The 22008-nt window shown below is 70.4% G+C and carries 20 protein-coding genes; 14 read left to right on the forward strand and 6 right to left on the reverse strand.

Features of this window, described 5'->3' with window-relative positions:
• Positions 1-32: 32 nt before the first annotated feature.
• From rplO to rplQ, 10 genes are all read left to right on the forward strand, one after another.
• Complete coding sequence (rplO, locus tag WMF31_RS01680) at positions 33-524, forward strand: 50S ribosomal protein L15 (RefSeq protein WP_436600266.1); 492 nt, start codon at positions 33-35, stop codon at positions 522-524.
• Between the two features lie 43 nt (positions 525-567).
• Positions 568-1896, forward strand: a complete 1329-nt coding sequence (gene secY, locus WMF31_RS01685) for a preprotein translocase subunit SecY (RefSeq protein ID WP_436600267.1) — start codon at positions 568-570, stop codon at positions 1894-1896.
• Between the two features lie 10 nt (positions 1897-1906).
• The gene (locus WMF31_RS01690; protein ID WP_436600268.1) at positions 1907-2545 is read left to right on the forward strand and encodes an adenylate kinase; all 639 of its coding nucleotides are present in this window, start codon (positions 1907-1909) and stop codon (positions 2543-2545) included.
• Positions 2542-2793, forward strand: a complete 252-nt coding sequence (gene infA / locus WMF31_RS01695; protein WP_020740966.1) for a translation initiation factor IF-1 — start codon at positions 2542-2544, stop codon at positions 2791-2793. The genes WMF31_RS01690 and infA overlap by 4 nt, the downstream gene beginning before the upstream one ends.
• Positions 2794-2823: 30 nt before the next feature.
• Complete coding sequence (rpmJ, locus tag WMF31_RS01700; RefSeq protein WP_012240549.1) at positions 2824-2940, forward strand: 50S ribosomal protein L36; 117 nt, start codon at positions 2824-2826, stop codon at positions 2938-2940.
• A gap of 42 nt (positions 2941-2982) precedes the next feature.
• Positions 2983-3360, forward strand: coding sequence for a 30S ribosomal protein S13 (rpsM, locus tag WMF31_RS01705; RefSeq protein WP_129354254.1), 378 nt, complete (start codon positions 2983-2985; stop codon positions 3358-3360).
• Positions 3361-3380: 20 nt separating this feature from the next.
• Entirely contained in the window at positions 3381-3791 is a 411-nt protein-coding gene (rpsK, locus tag WMF31_RS01710) for a 30S ribosomal protein S11 (protein ID WP_129354252.1), read from the forward strand.
• A gap of 11 nt (positions 3792-3802) precedes the next feature.
• Positions 3803-4432, forward strand: a complete 630-nt coding sequence (gene rpsD / locus WMF31_RS01715) for a 30S ribosomal protein S4 (RefSeq protein WP_436600269.1) — start codon at positions 3803-3805, stop codon at positions 4430-4432.
• Positions 4433-4639: 207 nt separating this feature from the next.
• Positions 4640-5680 carry a DNA-directed RNA polymerase subunit alpha gene (locus WMF31_RS01720; RefSeq protein ID WP_012240545.1) on the forward strand — a complete coding sequence of 347 codons (1041 nt, stop codon included), beginning with the start codon at positions 4640-4642 and terminating at the stop codon, positions 5678-5680.
• A gap of 20 nt (positions 5681-5700) precedes the next feature.
• Complete coding sequence (gene rplQ, locus WMF31_RS01725) at positions 5701-6219, forward strand: 50S ribosomal protein L17 (RefSeq protein WP_436600270.1); 519 nt, start codon at positions 5701-5703, stop codon at positions 6217-6219.
• 59 nt (positions 6220-6278) lie between these two features.
• On the opposite strand, the gene WMF31_RS01730 is transcribed toward rplQ, so the two are convergent.
• Positions 6279-8120, reverse strand: coding sequence for a hypothetical protein (locus tag WMF31_RS01730; protein ID WP_436600271.1), 1842 nt, complete (start codon positions 8118-8120; stop codon positions 6279-6281).
• 101 nt (positions 8121-8221) lie between these two features.
• On the reverse strand, positions 8222-8500 hold the full coding sequence (gene yccX / locus WMF31_RS01735) for an acylphosphatase (RefSeq protein WP_061609615.1): 279 nt from the start codon (positions 8498-8500) through the stop codon (positions 8222-8224).
• A gap of 389 nt (positions 8501-8889) precedes the next feature.
• Here yccX and rho point away from each other — a divergent pair, with 389 nt between their 5' ends.
• The 4 genes from rho to WMF31_RS01755 all read left to right on the forward strand — a co-directional run bounded on the left by rho (position 8890) and on the right by WMF31_RS01755 (position 15202).
• Complete coding sequence (rho, locus tag WMF31_RS01740) at positions 8890-10137, forward strand: transcription termination factor Rho (RefSeq protein ID WP_044986941.1); 1248 nt, start codon at positions 8890-8892, stop codon at positions 10135-10137.
• 155 nt (positions 10138-10292) lie between these two features.
• Positions 10293-12380: a GAF domain-containing protein gene (locus tag WMF31_RS01745; protein ID WP_436600272.1), complete on the forward strand. Its 2088-nt coding sequence runs from the start codon at positions 10293-10295 to the stop codon at positions 12378-12380.
• A gap of 33 nt (positions 12381-12413) precedes the next feature.
• A complete protein-coding gene (locus tag WMF31_RS01750; RefSeq protein WP_436600273.1) occupies positions 12414-13520 on the forward strand; it encodes a (Fe-S)-binding protein in 1107 nt (368 codons plus the stop codon).
• Positions 13517-15202 (forward strand): ATP-binding protein, encoded by a 1686-nt coding sequence (locus tag WMF31_RS01755; protein ID WP_436600274.1) that lies wholly within the window; start codon positions 13517-13519, stop codon positions 15200-15202. The genes WMF31_RS01750 and WMF31_RS01755 overlap by 4 nt, the downstream gene beginning before the upstream one ends.
• Positions 15203-15286: 84 nt before the next feature.
• Here WMF31_RS01755 and WMF31_RS01760 read toward each other — a convergent pair whose 3' ends face one another.
• The 4 genes from WMF31_RS01760 to WMF31_RS01775 all read right to left on the reverse strand — a co-directional run bounded on the left by WMF31_RS01760 (position 15287) and on the right by WMF31_RS01775 (position 22002).
• Positions 15287-16723, reverse strand: coding sequence for a serine/threonine protein kinase (locus tag WMF31_RS01760; protein ID WP_436600275.1), 1437 nt, complete (start codon positions 16721-16723; stop codon positions 15287-15289).
• Positions 16724-16961: 238 nt separating this feature from the next.
• A complete protein-coding gene (gene acs / locus WMF31_RS01765) occupies positions 16962-18929 on the reverse strand; it encodes an acetate--CoA ligase (RefSeq protein ID WP_436600276.1) in 1968 nt (655 codons plus the stop codon).
• A gap of 132 nt (positions 18930-19061) precedes the next feature.
• Complete coding sequence (locus tag WMF31_RS01770) at positions 19062-20309, reverse strand: hypothetical protein (protein WP_436600277.1); 1248 nt, start codon at positions 20307-20309, stop codon at positions 19062-19064.
• Between the two features lie 7 nt (positions 20310-20316).
• Positions 20317-22002 carry a serine/threonine-protein kinase gene (locus WMF31_RS01775; RefSeq protein ID WP_436600278.1) on the reverse strand — a complete coding sequence of 562 codons (1686 nt, stop codon included), beginning with the start codon at positions 22000-22002 and terminating at the stop codon, positions 20317-20319.
• Positions 22003-22008 lie beyond the last annotated feature (6 nt).

Consider the following 22008-nt stretch of genomic DNA (forward strand, 5'->3'; position numbering starts at 1 on the left):
CAGCGGAGTTGCCGCGTACGGAAGTGTGAAACATGGACATCCTCTCTAAGCTTCAGGCCCCCGAGGGCGCCGTAACGAAGAAGCTCCGCGTCGGCCGCGGCGTGGGATCCGGCGTTGGCAAGACGGCCGGCCGCGGACAGAAAGGGCAGAAGGCCCGGGCGGGCGGCAACATCAACAAGAAGCACTTCCAGGGTGGACAGACGCCGATCCAGCGGCGCCTCCCGAAGCGCGGCTTCCGCAACCCGCTCGCGGACGTGGTGGTCAACGTCAACGTCGGCGCCCTCGAGGCGTTCGACGATGGCGTGGCGGTCGATGTGACCGCGCTCCAGGCGACCCGGCTCGTCCAGGGGCGATTCGACGTCGTGAAGATCCTCGGCGGCGGCGAGCTCACGAAGAAGCTCACCGTGACGGCGCATCGCTTCTCCAAGGGAGCGATCGAGAAGATCGAGAAGGCGGGGGGCAAGGCGGTCGTGCTTGCCTCGCCCGCTCCCCGGGAACAGTCGACGGACTCCGCGTCCGCCTAGCCAACGCGCAGGCGCCCCCTCCACCCAGAGCCCAGGATCGCCCATGGCCAGCCTCGCGGGAATCACCAATTTTCACAAGATCCCCGAGCTCCGGCGACGCGTGATCTTCACGCTGGTGATGCTCGCCGTCTACCGGGTCGGCGTCTTCGTGACCACCCCCGGCGTTGACCGCAACGCGATGCGACAGTATGTCGCGAAGCAGTCGGGCGGCCTCCTGGGCTTCATCAACATGTTCTCGGGCGGAGCGCTGGAGAACCTGTCGATCTTCGCGCTCGGGATCATGCCGTACATCTCGGCATCGATCATCATGCAGCTCATGGGCATGGTGTACAAGCCCATCGACGAGCTGCGGAAAGAGGGCGAGCAGGGGCGTCGCCGGCTGGATCAGTACACGCGATACGGCACGGTCGCGCTCTCGCTGTTCCAGGCCTTCTCCATCGCGAAGATGCTGGAGGGGCTGTCGAGCAGCGAGACGGGCGCCGGCATCGTGACCCACCCCGGCATCGCCTTCCAGCTGATGACGGTCATCACGCTGACGACCGGGACCGCGTTCCTGATGTGGATCGGCGAGCAGATCACCGAGCGCGGCGTCTCGAACGGCATCTCGCTCCTGATCTTCGCGAGCATCATCACAGCCATCCCGCAGGAGATCGGGAACTACTTCGCGCAGAACGCGGGCGATCTCCAGCCGCTCAACATGGCGGCGATCGTCGCCTTCATCGTGGCCATCATCGGGGTCATCGCCTTCTTCGAGAACGGCAGGCGGCAGATCCCGATCGTGTACTCGCGGCGCCAGGTCGGCCGCCGCGTCTACGGCGGCCAGACGGCGCACCTGCCGCTCAAGGTGAACACGGCCGGCACCATCCCCCCCATCTTCGCCTCGTCGTTGCTCATGTTCCCGGCGACGCTCGCGAACATGGAGGTGCCAGGGGCCGACAAGATCCAGGCGATCATCAACCGGGGCGACTGGGTTTTCAACACCGGCTACGCGCTGCTCATCATCTTCTTCTGCTTCTTCTACACGAATGTCACGTTCCAGCCCGTGGACGTCGCCGAGAACCTGAAGAAGCAACAGGCAAACATTCCTGGGATCCGTCCAGGCAAGCAGACGGCGGACTACATCAACCGGGTGATCCAGCGGGTCACCGTAGGCGGCGCGCTCTACGTCGCAGCGGTGTGCGTGGTTCCCTCGATCGTCGGTAACTGGCTGCGTATCCCGTTTGGCTTCGGAGGAACGTCGCTCATGATCGTCGTCGGCGTGGCGCTCGACACCGTGAACCAGCTGGAGGCGCACCTGATCACGCGGAGCTACGAGGGGCTGACCGGCCCCGGTGCGACCCGTATCCGTGGACGCCGGCTCCCCGAGGCGTGATGGAGGGCAAATGATCTTGGTTCTGGTGGGACCGCCTGGTGCTGGTAAGGGTACGCAGGCGAAGCTGCTGTGCGCACGCTTCAACATCCCGCAGATCTCGACCGGCGACATGCTGCGCGAGGCGAAGCGGTCGGGCACGCTCGAGAAGCACTACCTCGACATCATGGACTCGGGTGGGCTGCTGCCGGACGAGGCCGTGATCAGCCTCATCGACCGCCGGACGGCCGAACCTGACTGCGCGAACGGTTTTCTGTTGGACGGATTTCCGAGGACGGTACCTCAGGCGGAGGCGCTCGACCAGCTGCTCGCCCGGGGCGGCAAGCGGATCGACGCGGTGCTCCAGCTGGACGTCCCGCGCCCCCTGCTCGAGGAACGATTGATCCACCGCCGAACTGACAAACGCAGTGGACAGATATATCATCTCGTCTATAATCCGCCGCCCCCCGGAGCGGAGCTCGAGCATCGGGCCGACGATCGGCCTGAGGCTGTCGCCAGGCGTCTCGATGCCTACGAGGCGATGACGGCCGCCCTTCTCCCGTTCTACGAGGAGAAGAAGCTGCTGCATCGCGTCGACGGTGTCGGGAAACCAGAAGAAGTTACGCAGAGGGTACTGTCGGTCCTGGACCGACCGGGCTCGGGTGGAGAATGAGGCGTTCCAAACAAGCCAGACCGCCGAAGGAACCGAAGGGCGACAAGCTTGAGTTCGACGGCGTGGTTCAGGAAGCCCTGCCGAACGCCATGTTTCGCGTCAAGGCGGACAATGGCCTGGGCGTCCTCGCCACCATCAGCGGCCGGATGCGGCAGTACTACATCAAGATCCTGCCGGGCGATCGCGTGACCGTCGAGGTCTCGCCCTACGACCCGAGCCGAGGCCGGATCACGTACCGGCACAAGTAACGTATTTTTTGAGGAATCTGGAGGCTCCCCGTGAAGGTGCGCCCGAGCGTCAAGAAGATCTGCGACAAGTGCAAGGTGGTGCGGCGGCGTGGTGTCGTTCGGATCATCTGCGAGAACCCCCGCCACAAGCAGCGCCAGGGGAACTAGCTCTTTCGGCGGAAGCCCGCCCCGTTTTGGTTTGGAGTAACCATGGCTCGTATCGCTGGTGTCGATCTCCCGCGTCGAAAGCATATCGCCTACGCCCTGCCGTACCTGTACGGCATCGGTCGCACGCTCGCCTTGCAAATCTGCGAGAAGACCAACATTCCGGTGAACAAGCGGGTCGAGGAGCTCAGCGACGCTGAGGTGAAGGCGATCCGCGACCTCCTGGACACGGAGTACAAGGTCGAGGGTGACCTGCGACGCGAGGTGCAGCTCAACATCAAGCGGCTGATGGATCTCGGCTGCTACCGGGGCCTCCGGCACCGGCGCGGCCTCCCGGCGAACGGGCAGAGGACGCATACGAACGCGCGCACCCGGAAGGGACCGCGCAAGGGCATGTTGCAGCGGCGTCCAGCCGCGAAGTGATGAGCGGGGATTAGGACGCCATGGCGCAAGCGAAGACGGCTGCCTCCACCAGCAAGGCCAAGCAGAAGAAGAAGGTCAAGAAGAATGTCGCCGCGGGCATCGCGCACATTCAGTCGACCTTCAACAACACGGTCGTGACGATCACGGACATCAACGGCAACGCGATCGCGTGGTCGTCGGCGGGCGCCCGCGGCTTCAAGGGGTCGCGCAAGTCCACGCCGTTCGCCGCGCAGCTCGCGGCCGAAGAGGCGGCGCGGCGCGCCCAGGAGCACGGGATGCGCTCGGTCGCCGTGTTCGTGAAGGGGCCGGGGGCGGGTCGCGAGAGCGCGCTGCGCGCGCTCCAGACCGCCGGCTTCAAGGTGACGCTGATCCGCGACGTCACGCCGATCCCCCACAACGGTTGCCGGCCGCCGAAGCGGCGCAGGGTTTGAGGTAATTCACGATGGCTCGCTACATTGGTCCGGTCTGCAAGCTCTGCCGCCGCGAGGGGATGAAGCTCTACCTCAAGGGAGAGCGCTGCTACTCCGAGAAGTGCGCCTACACGCGGCGCCCGTACCCGCCCGGCCAGCACGGCCAGGGGCGCATCAAGCTCAGCGAGTACGCGGTGCGCCTGCGTGAAAAGCAAAAGGTGCGCCGCATCTACGGCGTGCTCGAGCGGCAGTTCGGCGGGTATTTCCAGGAGGCCAACCGGCGCAAGGGCCGGACGGGCGAGGAGATGCTCGCGCTGCTGGAGCGGCGCCTCGACAACGTCGTGCATCGGATGGGCTTCGGCTCGTCCCGCGCCGAGGCGCGCCAGCTCGTCCGGCACGGGCACGTTCACGTGAACGGCAAGCGGCTGGACATCCCGAGCTACGTGGTGCGCACCGGGGACCGGATCGAGCTCACCGAGGGGGCGCGCAAGTTCAAGAGCGTCCTCGCGTCCGTCGGGGGCGCGGACAAGCGCCCGGTCGCGAGCTGGATCGAGGTGGATCGCCAGGCGTTCGCCGGCGCCATCAAGGGAGCTCCGATCCGCGAGGATCTCAACGAGCCGGAGATCCGCGAGCAGCTCGTCGTCGAGTACTACTCGCGCTGATCGCGCGAGGGCGGCCCGGAAGAGCGCAGCGCGCGAGCGCACCCGACGCGGTGCGCTCGCCCGCCGCGGGCTCCCGACGCCGCCGCCCGCGCGCAGAGGGCGCGGGCGCACGGAGCCAAGGATGCGGGCAGGAGGCGGCGCCGGACCGGTCGAGTGCGGCCGCGGCGTGAGACCTCCGCGCAAACCTCATGAAGGAAGGAGATGGTCATGACGATGAACAACCCGAACCTCACGATGATCGCGCGGAACTGGCGCGACCTGATCCGGCCCAAGGGTATCTCGATCGACGCTGAGAGCGGGACCCAGTTCTACGCCAAGTTCACGTGCGAACCGCTCGAGCGCGGCTTCGGCATCACGATCGGCAACTCGCTGCGCCGGGTGCTGCTCTCCTCCCTCCAGGGGGCGGCCGCGACGGCCATCCGCATCGAGGGGGCGCTGCACGAGTTCACGACCGTGCCCGACGTCGTCGAGGACGTGAGCGACATCATCCTCAACGTGAAGGAGGTCGTCTTCAAGGCGGCCACCCCGAAGACGTACTCGGTGCGGATCGACCGCGAGGGCCCGGGGCCCGTCTACGCGCGCGACATCCAACTCGTCGAGGGGCTGTCGGTGCTCAACCCCGACCACCTCATCGCCGTGCTCGACAAGAAGGGGCCGCTCTCGATGGAGCTCACGGTCAACGTGGGCCGCGGGTACGTGCCTGCCGAGCGCAACAAGACCCCGACCATGCCCATCGGGACGATCCCGATCGACGCGCTGTTCTCGCCGATCCGGAAGGTGAACTACACCGTGCAGAACGCCCGCGTCGGGCAGGTGACCGATTACGACAAGCTCACGCTCGAGGTCTGGACCAACGGCTCGGTGTCGCCGGCGGATGCGGTCGCGTTCGCCGCGAAGATCCTGAAGGAGCAGCTCTCCATCTGGGTCAACTTCGAGGAGAGCGAAGAGACGAGCTACCAGGCGGTGATGAGCGACGACGAGCCGCTCAACGAGAACCTGTTCCGCTCCGTCGAGGAGCTCGAGCTGAGCGTGCGCTCCGCGAACTGCTTGCAGAACGCGAACATCACGCTCATCGGCGAGCTCGTGCAGCGGACCGAGCAGGACATGCTCAAGACCAAGAACTTTGGTCGGAAGTCGCTGAAGGAAATCAAGGAGATCCTCGCGAACATGGGGCTCTCGCTCGGGATGAAGATCGACAACTGGCCGCAGCTCCTCGAGCGCTGGAAGGCGCAGCAGGCGCAGGCGTGAGTCGGTACTGAGGGAACGTCATGCGTCACAAGAAAGCGGGCAGGCAGTTTGGTCGGGATACCTCCAGCCGCAGGGCGATGCTTCGCAACCTGACGGCGAACCTGATCACCCACGAGCGGATCGAGACGACCGACGCCAAGGCGAAGGAGCTGCGGCGTGTGGCGGAGCGGCTCATCACCAAGGCCACGCGGCTCGGCAAGGTCGCGTACACCGCGCACGGGGAGCTCAGCCCCGGCGACAGGGCGCGCCGGCTCCACGCCGAGCGGCTCGTGGGCAGCTACATCCCTCGCTGGGGGGTCGCGACCGACGGCAAGAAGGTCGACATCGTCGCGAAGGTGATGATCGAGCTGTCGAAGCGGTTCGAGGGGCGACCTGGCGGTTACACGCGGATCATCAAGCTCGGGCCGCGTCGGGGTGACAGCGCGCCGATGAGCCTCATCGAGTTCATCGACGCGCCCGCGCTGGAGGATGCGCCCACCCAGGCGACAGAGCCGGTGACCGCGGCGGAGCCGGCCGCACCGGCGACCACCGCGGGCTGAGCTGAGGTGAGCCGGCGCCCCACGGCGCCGGCGTTACGCGGAGCACGCCGGGAGAGCGATCACGCTCCCCCGGCGTCTTTGCGTTCAGCGTCCAGCTCGGAGGGCGACGCGGCCTGAGGAGCCGATTCTGAGGGCGGCGCGGCCTGAGGCGCCGGTTCGGAGGGCGGCGCGGCCTGAGGCGCCGGTTCGGAGGGCGGCGCGGCCTGAGGCGCCGGTTCGGAGGGCGGCGCGGCCTGAGGCGCCGGTTCGGAGGGCGGCGCGGCCTGAGGCGCCGGTTCGGAGGGCGGCGTGGGCGGAGGAGCTGCCGGCGGTCGCGCAGGAGCGGCGCTGCGTCGCCCAGGCGACGGCGCCGGATCGCTCCGGAAGCGGGCGATGAAGAGCATCGCGAGCATCGCCGCGAGACCCACCGCTCCCGCGGCGATGTAGCGATCCGTCTGGCTCTTCTGCTCCACGACCTTGTCCGCGAGCGACGCGAGCGCCTCCCTGGCGCCGGCGTGGGCGGGATCGAGCTCGAGCGCACGCTCGAGCACGAACTTGTCCGGTGTGCCGCGCTCGATGAGGAGCACGCCCTCGAGGTACGCGATGTCCGCCTCGATCTGCTTCGCCTGCTCCTTGTCCGGGCCGAGGCGCAGCGCCTTGCGCAGCATCGCGAGCGCGTCCTCTCGCCGGTCGCCGGAGAGCGCCTTCGCCCGCTCGACGTAGGCTCCGACCATCTCCTTGCGGCGCTCGAAGAGCGGCGAGCGGGCGAGCACCTTGTCGAAGGCGTCGGTCGCCTCGGCGTGCTTGCCCGCGCTCGCCGCGGCGACGCCCTCGTCCATCAGCTTGTAAACCTCTGCGAGGCGCGCGCGGTCATACGTCGCGAAGAGCTCGCGCGCGATGCGATCCCACGCCCAGTCTCGCGGCGCCTTCTCCCCGGTCAGGTTCAGGTAAGCGTCGCGGAGCTGCCAGATCCCGGGCTCGCCGATCGCGGAGATGGCCTCGCGCGCAGCGTCGCGCAGCCGCGCGCGATCGCTGTTGCAGAAGCTCAGGATCACGCGCATGGCGTCGACGTCGCGGACGCGGCCATAGGCGCGGAGGACGTCGGCCAGGATCTGCGTGTCGTTCGACGCGATCGCCTCGCCGGGGATGGCCCGGCCGAGCAGGTCGAGCTGCTTGTTCGCCCATCGCTGGACGATCCTCGCGTCGTGCTGGCGCGCCTCGATCAGCGCAGGGACGGCCTTGTCCCGCAGCTTGGCGATCTGCCTCTGCAGATCGATGCGGAGCAGCTCGCCGAAGTAGGCGTGCAGCGCGATGAGCTCACGCACCGCCGGCGTCGTGCCTGCGGCGACGAGCATCCGATCCATCGTCAGCAGCTTGACGACATCGCGCCACGCGCCGTCGCGCGGCCGCGGCATCGCCAGCATGAAGTCCAGCCAGTCGCCCTCGGGCTCGTCCCTCTTGTCCGTGTCGTCGCCGGCGCCCCTCTTCGCCGTGCCAGAGCCCTTCTTCGCGGCCTTGCTGTCCTTCGCGCCCCTCTTCGCGTCCGCGCCCTCCTTGGCGCCGTCGTCGTCCCTCTCGGCCTTCAGCGCCTTGCGCCCCTGTTTGCGCGCCTCGGTGAGCACGCGCGGCGCGGCGTCTCGATCGAGCGAGCCGCGGATGTCCTGCACGCGCACCCGCACCGCGTCGACGATGCCGGGGATCGGCTCGTCGAGGGCCGCGCGGGCGCTCTCGCGGGAGCGCGCGTCCTGCGACGTGATCTGCTCCAGCACGCGGTCGAGCTCGCGGAGCGCCGTGATGTCCGGCTCTGGACGGGGGATCGGGGCGAGCCGCGGGAGCTCCGGGAGCGCGGACGACGCCGGCGCGGCGCTCGCCGCGCGCTCTGCCGCGGCGTGCGCCGCGGCCGGCGCGAGCGGAATCGCCACGAGCAGGCTGAGCCCTACGAGCGACGCTCTCGCCCGTCGACATCGCCGCCGCGGCTCCGCGCCGGCGCCCCTCGGTTCGGACGGAACGCGTGCCAAGCCCCTCAATCCGTGATGCGGAAGTCGAAGAAATCGCCAGAGAAGCCCCGCCACCGGACGTCGACGCGCTCGACGCGCGCCGCGCTCGGGCCCCTGTTGGCCCAGGCGATGAGCTCCTTGAGCTCGTCCTCCTCCCCCTCGGCGAGGACCTCGACGCTGCCATCGGCGCGGTTCTTCACCCAACCGGTGAGGCCGAGCCGCTTCGCCTCGCGCTGTGTGGAGGCACGGAAAAAGACGCCCTGGACGCGACCGCGGACGAACAGTTGAACCTGTTTGAGCCCCATGGAACCAGCTTGACTTAGCCGCGCATCCGGAGGGAGGCAACTTCAGGCAGCGCCCGAGCGTGTTATCAGCGGTTCGCCCCTGCCGTCCCGCGGCACGAAAGGTACCGGGCGGCGCGCCCGTGCCTCCCGGCGCGCATTGACAGAGCAAACGCGCTTGATACAGTCGCCGCCCGATCGGCAAGCGCTGCCCGCCGATCGAGCGACATGAACGTGAGGGGCGCCGCCCGCGTGGCGAGCCCTCTTCCCCCTGGCGACCCGCCGGCATCGACGGCATGCTCGGCCCCGCCTCGGGCTCGACCCGCTAGACCCCCCCAACCAGAAACCATCGACCGACGGCCTCCACGTCCCTTGACGGGCGCGCGCTGTCGCATCCTGGAGCTTTCCGACTCATGCACCTCAGGGAACTGAAGCAGAAACCGATGGCCGAGCTCGTGCAGATGGCGAAGGGGCTCAACATCGAGGGCGCTGCCGGGCTGCGCAAGCAGGAGGTCATCTTCGCGCTCTTGCAGGCCCACGCGGCGCAGGACCAGCCGGTGTACGGCGAGGGCGTCCTCGAATGCCTGCCGGACGGCTTCGGCTTCCTGCGGGCGCCGGACTACAACTACCTGCCGGGCCCGGACGACATCTACGTCTCGCCCTCGCAGATCCGGCGCTTCAACCTCCGCACCGGCGACAGCGTCAGCGGCTCGATCCGGCCGCCCAAGGAGCGCGAGGCGTACTTCGCGCTGCTCAAGGTCGACAAGATCAACGGCGAGCCCCCCGAGGTCGCCCGCGACAAGATCCTGTTCGACAACCTGACGCCGCTCTACCCGCAGCAGAAGTTCAACATCGAGAACGGGACGAAGAGCTTCTCGACGCGCATCATCGACATGCTCTGCCCCATCGGTAAGGGGCAGCGCTGCCTCATCGTCTCGCCGCCTCGCGCCGGCAAGACGGTGCTGCTCCAGCAGATCGCGAACGCGATCTCCTCGAACCACCCGGACACGACGCTGATCGTGCTGCTCATCGACGAGCGCCCGGAAGAGGTGACCGACATGCAGCGGACCGTGAAGGGCGAGGTGATCAGCTCGACCTTCGACGAGCCGCCGACGCGGCACGTCCAGGTCGCCGAGATGGTGATCGAGAAAGCCAAGCGCCTCGTCGAGCACAAGCACGACGTCGTCATCCTGCTCGACTCGATCACCCGCCTGGCGCGCGCCTACAACACCGTCGTCCCGCCGAGCGGCAAGATCCTCTCCGGCGGCGTCGACTCGAACGCGCTGCACAAGCCGAAGCGGTTCTTCGGCGCCGCGCGCAACGTGGAGGAGGGCGGCTCGCTGACCATCGTCGCGACCGCGCTCGTCGACACGGGCTCGCGCATGGACGAGGTCATCTTCGAGGAGTTCAAGGGGACCGGCAACAGCGAGATCCACCTCGATCGCAAGCTGATGGAGAAGCGGATCTTCCCCTGCCTCGACATCAACAAGAGCGCGACCCGCAAGGAGGAGCTGCTCCTCCCCGAGTGGATCCTCCAGCGCGTGTGGCTGCTCCGTCAGCTCCTGCACCCCCTCAACGTCATCGACTCGATGGAATTCCTCCTGGACAAGGTGAGCCGCACCGAAACGAATCAGGAATTCCTCGAGAGCATGAACCAGTAGCGCTGGCTCCTAGGGGCGCTCCCGGCGCGGCTGTAGGGAGCGCTCTCCGCCGGCGGAGCGGGGCGTGGATAGGGAGCGCTCTCCGCCGGCGGAGCGGGGCGTGGAGGGGACCGCGGCGCGCGCTCCTTCGGGCGAAGTCGTGTTAGCGTCCTCTGGTGACCGCGAAGGCGGAACAACGCACGAAGTCGCTGCAGGCTCGGATAGCGGAGCTGGAGGCGCGCCTTGCCCAGGCTGACAAGACCGTGCAGGCGCTCCGGGACGTCGGGCTCGCGCTCGGCAGCACCCTGGATCTCGACCAGCTCCTCGCGCTCATCCTGAACAAGATCACGGAGCTACTCGACGCCGACAGGGCCACCCTGTACCTGCTCGACGAGCAGCGCCAGCGGCTGTTCTCCCGGATCGTCATCGGGGAGGAGGCGCGCGCGATCGAGCTGCCTGTCGGCGCCGGCATCGCCGGCCACGTCGCCAAGGTCGGGCGCACGGTGCGCGTGAAGGACGCCTACCGGGATCGCCGGTTCCAGCGCGAGTGGGACGAGGTGACCGGGTACCGCACGCGCTCGATCCTCGCCGCGCCGATGAAGAACCACGTCGGCCGGACCATCGGGGTCATCCAGGTCCTGAACAAGCACGGGGACGGGGAGTTCTCGGTCCACGACGAGGAGCTCCTCAGCGCCCTGGCGACCCAGGCCGCCGTCTCGATCGACAACTCGCGGCTGTTCCTCTCGGTCATCCAGAAGAACACGCAGCTCGTGGAGACGAAGGAGCAGCTCGAGCATCGCGTGAGCGACCTCAAGCTGCTCTTCGAGCTCGAGAGCGCGATGGGCCGCGCGACGACGATGGAGGACCTCGCGCGCGCGGTCATCACCGAGGCCGGCCGGGCGTGCGAGGCGCGCGCGGGCGGGATGCTCGTCGACGAGATCGAGGGCGGGCTGTTCCTCTACTTCTTCGACCTGGCGGCGTTCGAGGCGGGCAGCCCGTCCGCGCGAGCGTCCGCCGCGAGCGCCGAGATCGAGGGCGTCGTGGACGGGGTCCCCCCGCGGCCAGAGGTCATGCGCATCGCCATGCGCCGCGGCGAGGGGGTCATCGGGCGCGCGATGGTGCACGACGAGGCCGTGTGCTTCTCGCAGGGCCAGGGCGCCGACGACGAGCGCGGCGACATGGAGGGGCCGACCCGGCTCGCCCACCTGCTCGGCACGGAGCTGACGTCGGCGATCGCCGTGCCGCTGGAGGGCGAGGACGCCGTGCCGATCGGGGCCATGGCGCTCTACAACTCCAGGAAGCCGCACGGCTTCTCGAAGGACGATCGCGCGCTGCTGCGGCTCATCTCGGCGAACGCGTCGACCGCGCTGCGGCTGTTCCGGTCGCGCCTCGAGCGGGAGCAGAGCGAGCGGCTCACCACGATCGGGCGCCTGCTCTCGGGGGTGATGCACGACATGCGCACGCCGCTCACCGTGATCAGCGGCTACGTCCAGCTCATGGCGAGCGCGCCCGACGGGGCGACGCGCGAGGAGCACGCGCGGCTCATCCTCAAGCAGTTCGACGTGATCAGCGCGATGCAGCGCGAGGTGCTCGAGTTCGCGCGCGGCGAGCGGAGCATCCTCGTGCGCAAGGTGTACCTGTCCAAGTTCTTCGGCGATATGGAGAAGCAGCTGGAGCACGAGCTCGCCGGCACCGGCGTGACGCTCCGCATGGAGCTCGAGGATCGAGGGACGGCGCGCTTCGACGAGGCGAAGATGACGCGGCTCCTGCACAACCTGGTCCGCAACGCGGTCGAGGCGATGCGCCCGGGCGCGGGCACGGTGACGATCCGCACCTACCGCGACGGCGGCGACCTCGTGGTCAGCGTCGCCGACACGGGCAAGGGGATCCCGAAGGACGTCCAGGGCCGCCTCTTCCAGTCGTTCGTCACCTCGGGCAAGCGCGGCGGCACCGGGCTCGGGCTCGCCATCGTGAAGAAGATCGTCGACGAGCACGCCGGGACCATCCACGTCGAGTCGTCCGACAAGGGCGCGAAGTTCACGATCCGCTTGCCCCAGGAGAGCGCGCCGTCGCGGTCCGCGCCCCCCGCGGGGGAGGCGGAGGCGCCGCCCCGGCTGGCCTCGACGGACGGCCACGCGGTCGTCAGGCCGGCCGCGGGGGCCGCGCCGGTGGTCCACGAAGGCGGCCCCCGCCGCCGGACGGCGAGCTCGGCCCCCCCAGCGGGCGAGCGAGGTAGACGCTCGAGCAGCGGATCGGACGCCTAGCGCGCCCTCCGCCGCTTGCGCGAGGCGCATCCCATGAAGAGACTCGAACCGGTGTCCCAGCTCCATCTGAAGCTCCTCGAGCCGCACCGGACGTCGCTCGAGAAGTGCGTCTATTGCCCCAAGCTCTCCCGGGCCGCGTGCCCCGTGTCGAACGCCGAGACGAACGAGACGGTCACGCCCTGGGGGAAGATGTCGATGGCGTACTTCGCCGCGCGCGGCGACGTGCCGCTCGACGCGCGCCACGCGGATCCCGCCTGGGCGTGCTCCGCTTGCTACGCCTGCCGCGAGCGCTGCGATCACAAGAACGAGGTGGCCACGGTGCTGACCGACGCGCGGGCCGAGTTCTTCGCGCGCGGCCTCGCGCCGGAGCCGGCCCAGCGCGTCTCGGCGCGCTTCGCGGCCCGCGAGGAGGAGCTCCGCGGCGCGCTCGACGCGCTCTCCCGCGCGGCGGAGCCTGCCGCGGTCCGCGTGCTGATCGGCTGCGGGTACGTTCGCCACGCGCCGGACGTCGCCCGCGACGCGCTCGATGCCACCGAGGCGCTCGCCGGTGCCCCCGTCCGCCCGGTGCGCGCCTGCTGCGGGTTGCCGCTGCTCTACGCGGGCGATCGGCCGGGCTTCGAGGCCGCGGCGCGGCGGCTCGCCGCCGAGGTCGCGGACGGCGGGCGCTTCGTCGCGGTCGACCCCGGGTGCGCGCGCGCCGTGCGCGTCGAGTACGCGCGCGTCGGCGTCAGCGTGGAGGCGCCGGAGCTGTTCGTCGATCTCGCGCGGGCCTCGCTGGATCGGCTGCAGCGGTCGACGTCGGAGCGGCGGGTGCGCTACCACGACCCGTGCCAGCTCGGCCGCGGCCTCGATCGCTACGACGCGCCGCGGGAGATCCTCGCCCGCATCACGGGGCGGCCGCCTGAGGAGTTCATCCATCGCCGAGAGCACGCGGACTGCAGCGGCGGCGGCGGCCTCGTGCCTGCCACGCGCCCCGCCTCGTCCGCCGCCATCGCCGACGGCCGGATCGCGGAGCACCGGGCGCTCGGCGGCGGGCTCCTCGTGACCCACTGCGCGCAGAGCCTCCGGCGGTTCAGGACGCGGGGCGAGCCGGCGGAGGACCTCGCGAGCCTCGTCGCCCGGGCCGTCGCGCCGCGATGAGCACGCCGCCGCCTGCCGTGGACGACGCGCGCGGCGGCGCCGCGGGCCCGGCGGCGGGGCGCGCGCCGCAGAAGCGGCGCACCGTCGCCGGGCGGCTCCTCGCGAGCTACCTCGTGGTGCTCGCCGCCTTCGCGCTGACCGTCGGCTGGAGCGTGCAGGCGCTACGGGCCGCGTCCCGCGACGCCCAGCTCCTGCGCGCGGGGTACGTCCCGCTGCTGCTGCGCATCGGCGAGGTCCTGGCCGAGCAGAACGTCTTCAACGCCCAGCTCAACCACATCACCGCCGCCAAGAACCCGGGTGACGTGCGGGAGTGGCTCGAGACCGCCCGCAGGACCCGGCCGCTCGCCTTCTCGCTCGTCAAGGACGCCGCCCGGGCGCTCGCCGGGGCCGACGAGAGGGCGGCCGGCGGCGAGGCCGGCGTCGGACAGGCGGCGATCTCGTCGGGCGTGCGTCGCTTCAGCGAGGAGGTCGTGGCGGAGGTGACGGCCATCGAACGGCTCGTGGGGGCCAACCCGGAGCGGTTCTCTCAGCTCTTCCAGGCGCTCGCCGTCGGGAACCGCGAGCTCGCCGAGCGCACGCGCGACGAGATGGTCAAGCGCGAGGTCGAGGGCGCGCAGCGGCTGCGGGCGATCAAGAGCCGCGTCGAGGAGCGGATGGAGAGCCTCACCACCGAGGCGCGGCGGCGAGAGGAGCGCTCGATGCACCTGCTCGTGGGGCTGGGCGTGCTGACGCTGCTCGTCGGCGTGATGATGTCGCTGTACGCGCGGCGCGTGCTCGCCCCGCTCACCGCGGTCACCGAGCGGGCCAACGCGGTCGCCCGCGGCGATCTCACCCCGAAGCAGGTGCTCGCGACGAACGACGAGATCGGCGAGCTCGCGACCACGTTCGAGGACATGGTCGCCGCGATCCGCCGCGCGCGCGCCGAGCTCGTGAACGCCGAGCGGCTGGCGACGATCGGGAAGATGGCGGCGCACGTAACGCACGAGATCAGGAACCCGCTGTCGTCGATCGGGCTGAACCTCGAGCTGCTCGAGGAGGAGGTGGCGCGCGCCACGGCCGCGGACACCCCCGACGCGGAGCTCAGGCCCGTGATGAAGGAGTCGGCGCAGCTCGTCACCGCCATCCGCGCCGAGGTCGATCGCCTGTCGCGCATCGCGGAGCAGTACCTCAGCGTGGCGCGTCGCCCCCGGCCCCGGCTGGAGCCGGAGCGCGTGGACGACCTGGTGCAGGAGCTCGTCGCGTTCGTGCGGCCCGAGCTCGATCGCGCCGGCGTGGCGGTCCGCGTCGAGGTGGAGGCGGAGGGGCCCGAGATCCTCCTCGACGAGTCGCAGCTCCGTCAGGCGCTGCTGAACCTGCTCCGCAACGCGCGCGAGGCGATGCCGAAGGGCGGCGAGATCGTGGTGACCGTGAGCTTCTCGAGCGGCGCCGCGACCATCACGGTCGACGATACGGGCCCGGGCGTGCCGGAGGAGCTGCGGGCGTCGATCTTCGACCCCTTCTTCACGACCAAGCAGCGCGGCACGGGGCTCGGGCTCGCGGTGACGCGGGACATCATCGAGGCGCACGGCGGCACGATCTCGTGCGAGGCGCGCGAGGCGGGAGGCACGCGGTTCCGGATCACGCTGCCCGCCGGGGGCGCGCCGGCCCAGGGCCGCGCCGCGGAGGAGCACGCGGCCCTTTGACCCGCGGAGGCCGCGGCGAGGGCAGAGCAAGGAGCGCAGCTCAGCGCGCGGGCCACCCCTGCGCGTCCAGGGCAGGAGCGCAGCTCAGCGCGCGGGCCACCCCTGCGCGTCCAGGTATTCGAGCGCGATCCCCATGAGGAGGAAGCCCACCACCGCGAACAGGAGCGCCGCCAGCACATAGACGACCGTTCGAAGCGTCCGCGCGGGCGGACGCCCGGCAGGATGCTGCTCGATCGGCGCCGGCACGTCGGCCGCCGTGGGCGCTTCGTGGATCGCCCCCGTGCCCGGCATCGTGCCCGTGGTGGGCCGCGTCGGGCGGTAGACGAGCGTCGGACCCTGGCTCGTCGCCCCGCTGGAGCTGTCCGCGGAGAAGTCCGGGAGCTCCTGCGACGCCCTGACGGGCGGCGCGAGCGGAGGGGCGAGCTCGCCGGCCGGGTTGCTCAGCACCATGGTGCCGTTCGGACCGGTCCACGGCACCTGCGGCAACGCCGGGTAGCCGCTGGCCCCGCGGGGTTGGCCCGGGTCCTCGAGCGGCACCTGCGGCGGCTCCGCGGCCGTGTGGAGGTGGCCGGCCGCGCCGGCCGGGTGACCCGGCGCGCTGCTCACGGGCAGCGCGGAGGGGCGCACCGTCGACGACCGGACGGCGGCAGGATGGCTGGAGGCGCTCGCCGGGCGCAGCGCCCTCCACGCCTCGAGCCCCTCGAGCGCGCTCTGGAAGCGGTCTCCCGGATCGCGCGCCAACCCCTTCGCGAGGAACGCCTCGAGCCGCGGATCGACCGGCCCGTCGAGCGCCTCGGCGAGCGTTCGCGCGTCGGCCTTCTGCTTCATCTCGACCATGACGAGGAGGTTGCGCGCCTGGTAGGGCAGCTGGCCGCTCATCGACTGGTAGATCATCGTGGTGCAGGCGTAGATGTCCGCGCGGTGGTCGACGGTCTTCGCCTTTCCGATCTGCTCGGGCGGCATGAACGAGAACGTGCCCAGGCTCTGGCCCATCTCGGTCAGGGTCTCCGCGCCCATCTCCTTCGGCAGCTTGGAGATGCCGAAGTCGAGGATCTTGACCCGCGTGGTCCCGTCGGGGCGCCGCTCGAGGAACACGTTCGATGGCTTCAGATCGCGGTGGATGATCCCGGCGCGGTGCGCGTCGGCGAGGCCCATCCAGACCTGCTCGATGATCGGGTGCAGCTCGTCGAACCCGATCGGTCCGGTCCGCTTCAGGCGGTCGATCAGCGACTCGCCTTCGAGCAGCTCGAACACGAGCACGATGCCGTGCTCGGCGTCCTCCTCGACGTCGAGGATCTCGGTGACGTGGTCGCTGTTGATGGACCCCGCGGCGCGCGCCTCGCGCCGGAACCGCTCGACCGCCGAGGACTTGGCCTTCGAGTCGGAGCGCAGGAGCTTGATGGCCACCTGGCGGCCGGTGCGGACGTTCTCCGCCGCGAACACCTCCCCCATGCCGCCGCGGCCGAGCTGGCGGAGGATGCGATAGCGGTGCGCAACGACGGTTCCAGCTTCGAGCTCCAAAAGCGCCTCACAGACATTATTCCCCGCGCGGATGGGGGGGATCAAATTCTCCGGCGCGAACGACGCGGCGCGGCCATCGGCCGCGGTGATCCCCTCCCACGCCGCGAACGACGGGGGCGCGGCACCATGGGGCGTTATCGTGGTGGAGCTCGCTTCCGTGGGGCCTCTCCAGGTCGGCGCGCGCAGGGACCGTCGCGCCGGCCGCCGGGGCGCGCGGGCCCCGGCGGCGCCACGGGGCTCACTCGTCTTCCTGCTGCCGCAGCTTCGCCATGACGGTGAAGTCCTCCAGCGTCGAGGTGTCGCCGCTGAGCTCGCGGCCCGCGGCGACGTCCTTCAGCAGCCGGCGCATGATCTTGCCGCTGCGCGTCTTCGGCAGGGCGTCCGCGAAGCGGATGGCGTCGGGGCGCGCGAACTTGCCGATCTCCTTGGCGACGTGCTCCGCGAGCTTCGCCTGGAGCTCCGATCCGGCCGTGAAGCCGGGCCGGAGCGAGACGAAGACCACGAGCGCCTGCCCCTTGAGGTCGTCCGGGCGGCCCACCGCGGCCGCCTCCGCGACGGCGGGGTGGGAGACGAGCGCGCTCTCGATCTCGGCGGTCCCGATGCGGTGCCCGGCCACGTTCAGCACGTCGTCGATCCGGCCGACGACCCAGTAGTAGCCGTCCTCGTCGCGGCGAGCGCCGTCGCCGGTGAAGTAGCAGCCCGGGACGTCGCTGAAGTACTGCTTGCGGAAGCGCTCGTCGTCACCCCAGACCGTGCGCAGCATCGACGGCCACGGCTTCTTCAGCACGAGCAGCCCGCCCTCTCCCGGGGCGACCGGCTTGCCGTCCTTCGTCACGACCTCGGGCACGACCCCGAAGATCGGCAGCCCCGTCGACCCCGGCTTCGAGGGCACCGCGCCGGGGAGCGTGGTCATCATGATCGCCCCCGTCTCCGTCTGCCACCAGGTGTCCACGATCGGGCAGCGGCCGCCGCCGATGGTCCGGTGGTACCAGATCCACGCCTCCGGGTTGATCGGCTCGCCGACCGAGCCGAGCAGCCTGAGGCTCGACAGATCGCTCTTCGCGGGCCACTCGTCGCCCTGCCGCATGAAGGCGCGGATCGCGGTGGGGGCGGTGTAGAGGATCGTCACCCCGTGCCGCTCGATGAGCCTCCAGAAGCGGCCCCAGTCGGGGAAGTTGGGCGCCCCCTCGTACATGAGGCACGTCGCGCCGCACGAGAGCGGGCCGTACACGATGTAGCTGTGCCCCGTCACCCAGCCGACGTCCGCGGTGCACCAGTAGACGTCGTCGTCGCGCAGGTCGAAGACGTACTTCGTCGTGACGTGCACGCCGGCCAGGAAGCCGGCGGTCGTGTGGAGCACGCCCTTCGGCTTCCCGGTCGAGCCGCTCGTGTAGAGGATGAACAGCGGGTGCTCGGCGTCGACGATGGTCGGCTCGCAGGAGGCCGCGGCCTCGGCGAGCAGATCGTGCCAGAAGACGTCGCGGCCAGGCGTCATCTGCACCTCGCAGCGCTCGGCGCCGATGTGCTGGTACACGATGACGCGCGTCGCGCTCTTCGCCTGGGGCTGCGCGAGCGCCCTGTCGACGGTCGCCTTCAGCGGCACGATCTGCCCGCGCCGGTAGGCGCCGTCCTGCGTGATGACGAGCTTGGCCTGGCTGTCGTGGATGCGGTCGCGGAGCGCGTCCGCGGCGAAGCCGCCGAAGACCACCGTGTGCACCGCGCCGAGGCGCGCGCAGGCGAGCATCGCGACGGCGACCTCGGGGACCATGCCCATGTAGATCGCGACCCGGTCGCCCTTCTCGATGCCGAGCCGCTTCAGCGCGTTGGCGAGCCGCAGCGTCTCGCGGTGGAGCTGGGCGTAGGTCAGCGTGCGCGTCTCGCCGTGCTCGCCCTCCCAGAGGATGGCGGCCTTGTTCTTGGTGGCCGTCGTCAGGTGTCGGTCGAGGCAGCTCTCGGTGACGTTGAGCGTGGCGCCCATGAACCACTGGACGTGCGGCAGGGACCAGTCGCTGGTCGTGGTCCATGGCGTGCGGAACACGAGATCGCTCGTCTCCCGGCGCCAGAACGCGTCCGGCTGCTCGATGCTCTCGCGGTAGAGCGCCTCGTAAGCCTCCCGCGACCCGACGCGCGCGCGACGTGAGAAATCGGCCGACGGCGCGAACCGGCGCGTCTCCTTCAGCAATGACGTGATGGCATCCTGCGACATGGTCACCCCTTGAGGGGCCGGCGAAGCCGAGCCCCGACCGTCCCCGACTCATCGTGAGGGCGAGCGAGAATACATCCGCCACGCCGCGGAACAAGAAGGGAGCGATCGAGCGCTCAGGCCCGGCGCGGCCGGTCACCAGAACGCATACCCGGCGTGCAGGCTGCCTCCGAGCTGCAGCAACACGGACGAGTAGAGCGTGATGTCGTCGCTGTTCGGGTCGTGCTCGTCGAGCTTGTAGCTGATGCCGCGCGACGACTGGAAGTAGCTGTCGAGCGAGAAGCCGAGGAGCACGCCGCCGAGGTCGAGCTCGACGCCCACCTCGGAGAAGACGAACGCGTTCACCCCGTCGGCGTGCTGACATCCGCCATTGCAGATGTCGGACCCGTCCGGCCTCCGGAGGTTGTCGAAGCTCACGTCGTCGTACGTGAGGCCGCCCCCGATCGAGCCCACGAACCGCCATGTCTGCCCGGGGGTCATCAGGCGGACGTTGAGCCCGACGCGCGTCGAGCCGAGCGTGTAGCTGGCGTCCGAGTACTCGGCTTCGTCCGCTCCGGTCGCGATATTCGCGTACTGGAACATCACGTCGAACGCCGCGGGCGTGTTCACCCGGTAGCCTACCCGGATCGACCCGGCGCCGCCGCTGTTCGGTTCCGCCGGGAACGCCCGCGGATGGGCGAGCGGCCAGAGCAGCGATGCGGCGCCGATCACGTAGTATCCCTGCCGGGAGCTCTGCACGGGCACCGGCTTCGGCGGAGGAGGCGGGGGCGGCAGCGTGACCGGGGTCGGCTCGGGGGGGATGGCGGCCCTGTCCGGGGCCAGCGTGAGCTTCACCTTCCGGTCGCGCTGGCCGCTCACCACGGTCACGCTCTGCTCGGCGCTCGTGTACCCCTCGGCTCGCGCGCCGATGCGGTGCACCCCGGGGCCGAGCTCCACGACCCGCGTCGCCGACGACGAGGGGGGCAGCTCCTCCCCGTCGACGAGCAGCGCCGCGGTCGGCGGATTGACCTCGATGGTGACGTGGGCGAGCAGCGCACGCATCTCCTCGATGGCGCTGCGCGCCGTCTTCTCGTCGCCCTCGTCCATCGTGTCGCGGTGGTGCGCGAGCGCCCGCTCGAGCGCCGCGATGGCCCTCGGGTAGTTGAAGAGGGCCTTCTCGGCGAGCGCGATGTTGAACAGCGGGCTGGCCTTCGGCTTCGCCTTGTAGGCCGCCTCGAACTCGACGACCGCAGCCCGGTAGTTCCGGTCCTGGAACAGCTTGATGCCGTTCTCCATGTGCTGCCGGTACGGCTCGACCTGCGCGTGCGCCGGCGAGAGCTGCACGACCAGACCGAGGATCGCCGCGCAGAGCGCGAGCGGGAGCAATCCGTGCGATCGGGCCAAGCGCGCCTCAGTCGACCTTGAGCTGGAGCCCTGCCGCGACCCCGCCCGGCTTGGGCGTCGCGACCTCCGGGGCGGCCCTGGTCGGAGCGGCGGGCTTCGCGCCGGTGCCCGTCCCCCGCGGGCGCGCCGAGAAGGGGATCGCCGTCGCCTTGCGCGCGCCCGGCGCGGCCGTGGGGCGCGAGGCGGACGCAGGAGGCGCCGGCTCCGCGACCGCGGCCGTCGTCGGCGCGGCGGCCGTGGGCGCGGCGGCCGTGGGCGCCGGCGTCACGACGAGCGGCAGCGGATCGAGCTGCACCTCGATCAGCTCCTGGCCGGCCTGGAGCGTCACTTCCTTGTCCACCGGCGTGTAGCCCAACGCCTCGATCCGCACCCGCTTGGTCTCGCCCTCGCGGCCGCGCAGCGTACGGTCGGCCAGGTCCACTCCGTCGACGAGGAAGCGCGCGCCTTCGGCGTTCGCCCGGAGCGCGACCGAGACCTGGGAGGGAGGCACAGGCGCGGCCGCGACCTCCTCGACCGGCGGCGAGCGGCGCGCGAAGAGGAGCGCGCCGGCGAGCCCGCTGGCCATCGAGACCAGCGCGACCGCGACGAGCGCGCGCCACCGCGGCCCCCGCGCGCCGGCGCGGCCGTTGCTCGACCAGCCCACCTTCGAGCCGCTGCCCTGCACCTCGAGCGTCGGATCCAGGCCGATGCCCGGGTCGCCCGGCGTCCGCTGCGCCAGGACCTGCCCCGCCGCCCCCGCCGCGCTCGTCGTCAGCACCCCGAGCTCGTCGCTCGAGCTGCGCCGCGACGCGAGCGCACCGCCGGACGCCGCGACCAGCGCGTCCAGGAGCTCCCGCGCCGACGAGTACCTCGCGTCCCGGTCCCGCGCGAGCGCCTTCGCGATGACGCGCGCGATCGGCTCCGGGACAGCCGGGTTGCTCATCCGCACGTCCTGGGCGTCCTTCATGCAGATGTTGACGATCACCTGCTCGTACGAGTTGCCGCTGTGGGGTGGGTGCCCGGTCAGGCACTCGTAGAGGATCGCGCCCACGGCCCAGAGGTCGGTCCTCCCGTCCACGTCCGGCAGCGCCTGCGCCTGCTCGGGCGACATGTAGAACGGCGTTCCGAGCACCGTGCCCTGCCGGGTCAACGTGTGGGCCGACATGCCGCTGGCGCGGGGCACCTTCGAGATGCCGAAGTCCAGGATCTTGGCGAAGTTCGGGTCGTCGTCGCGGTCGACCAGGAAGATGTTGTCCGGCTTGAGGTCGCGGTGGACGATGCCCGCCTCGTGGGCGCGGTGCAGACCGCGGAGGATCTGCGCGATCACGTGGAGCGCCTCGCCCAGGTCGAGCCTGCCGCAGCGCCGGATGCGGTGGGCGAGATCCTCGCCGCGGAGCAGCTCCATGACGAGGAAGGGGATGTCGTCCGCGAACCCGGAGTCGAAGATCTCGACGATATGCGCGCTCTCGACCGCGCTCGCCGCCTGGGCCTCGCGGTGAAACCGCGCCACCGCGTCCTTGTTCTGCGTGAGGTCGGCGTCGACGAACTTCATCGCGACGCGCTTGCCGATGGCGGTGTTGATCGCCTCGTAGACCGTGCCCATCCCGCCACGCCCGATCGTTCGTACGATCTCGTACTTTTGTACCCGCTTCCCGACGAGCGACCCCTCGGCCGGCTGAGGCGCTGCGGCAGTGCTGTCGGGGCTGCTAGGCATGGCGGT

Source organism: Sorangium sp. So ce1036 (assembly GCF_051369805.1).
GTDB lineage: Bacteria > Myxococcota_A > Polyangia > Polyangiales > Polyangiaceae > Sorangium > Sorangium cellulosum_F.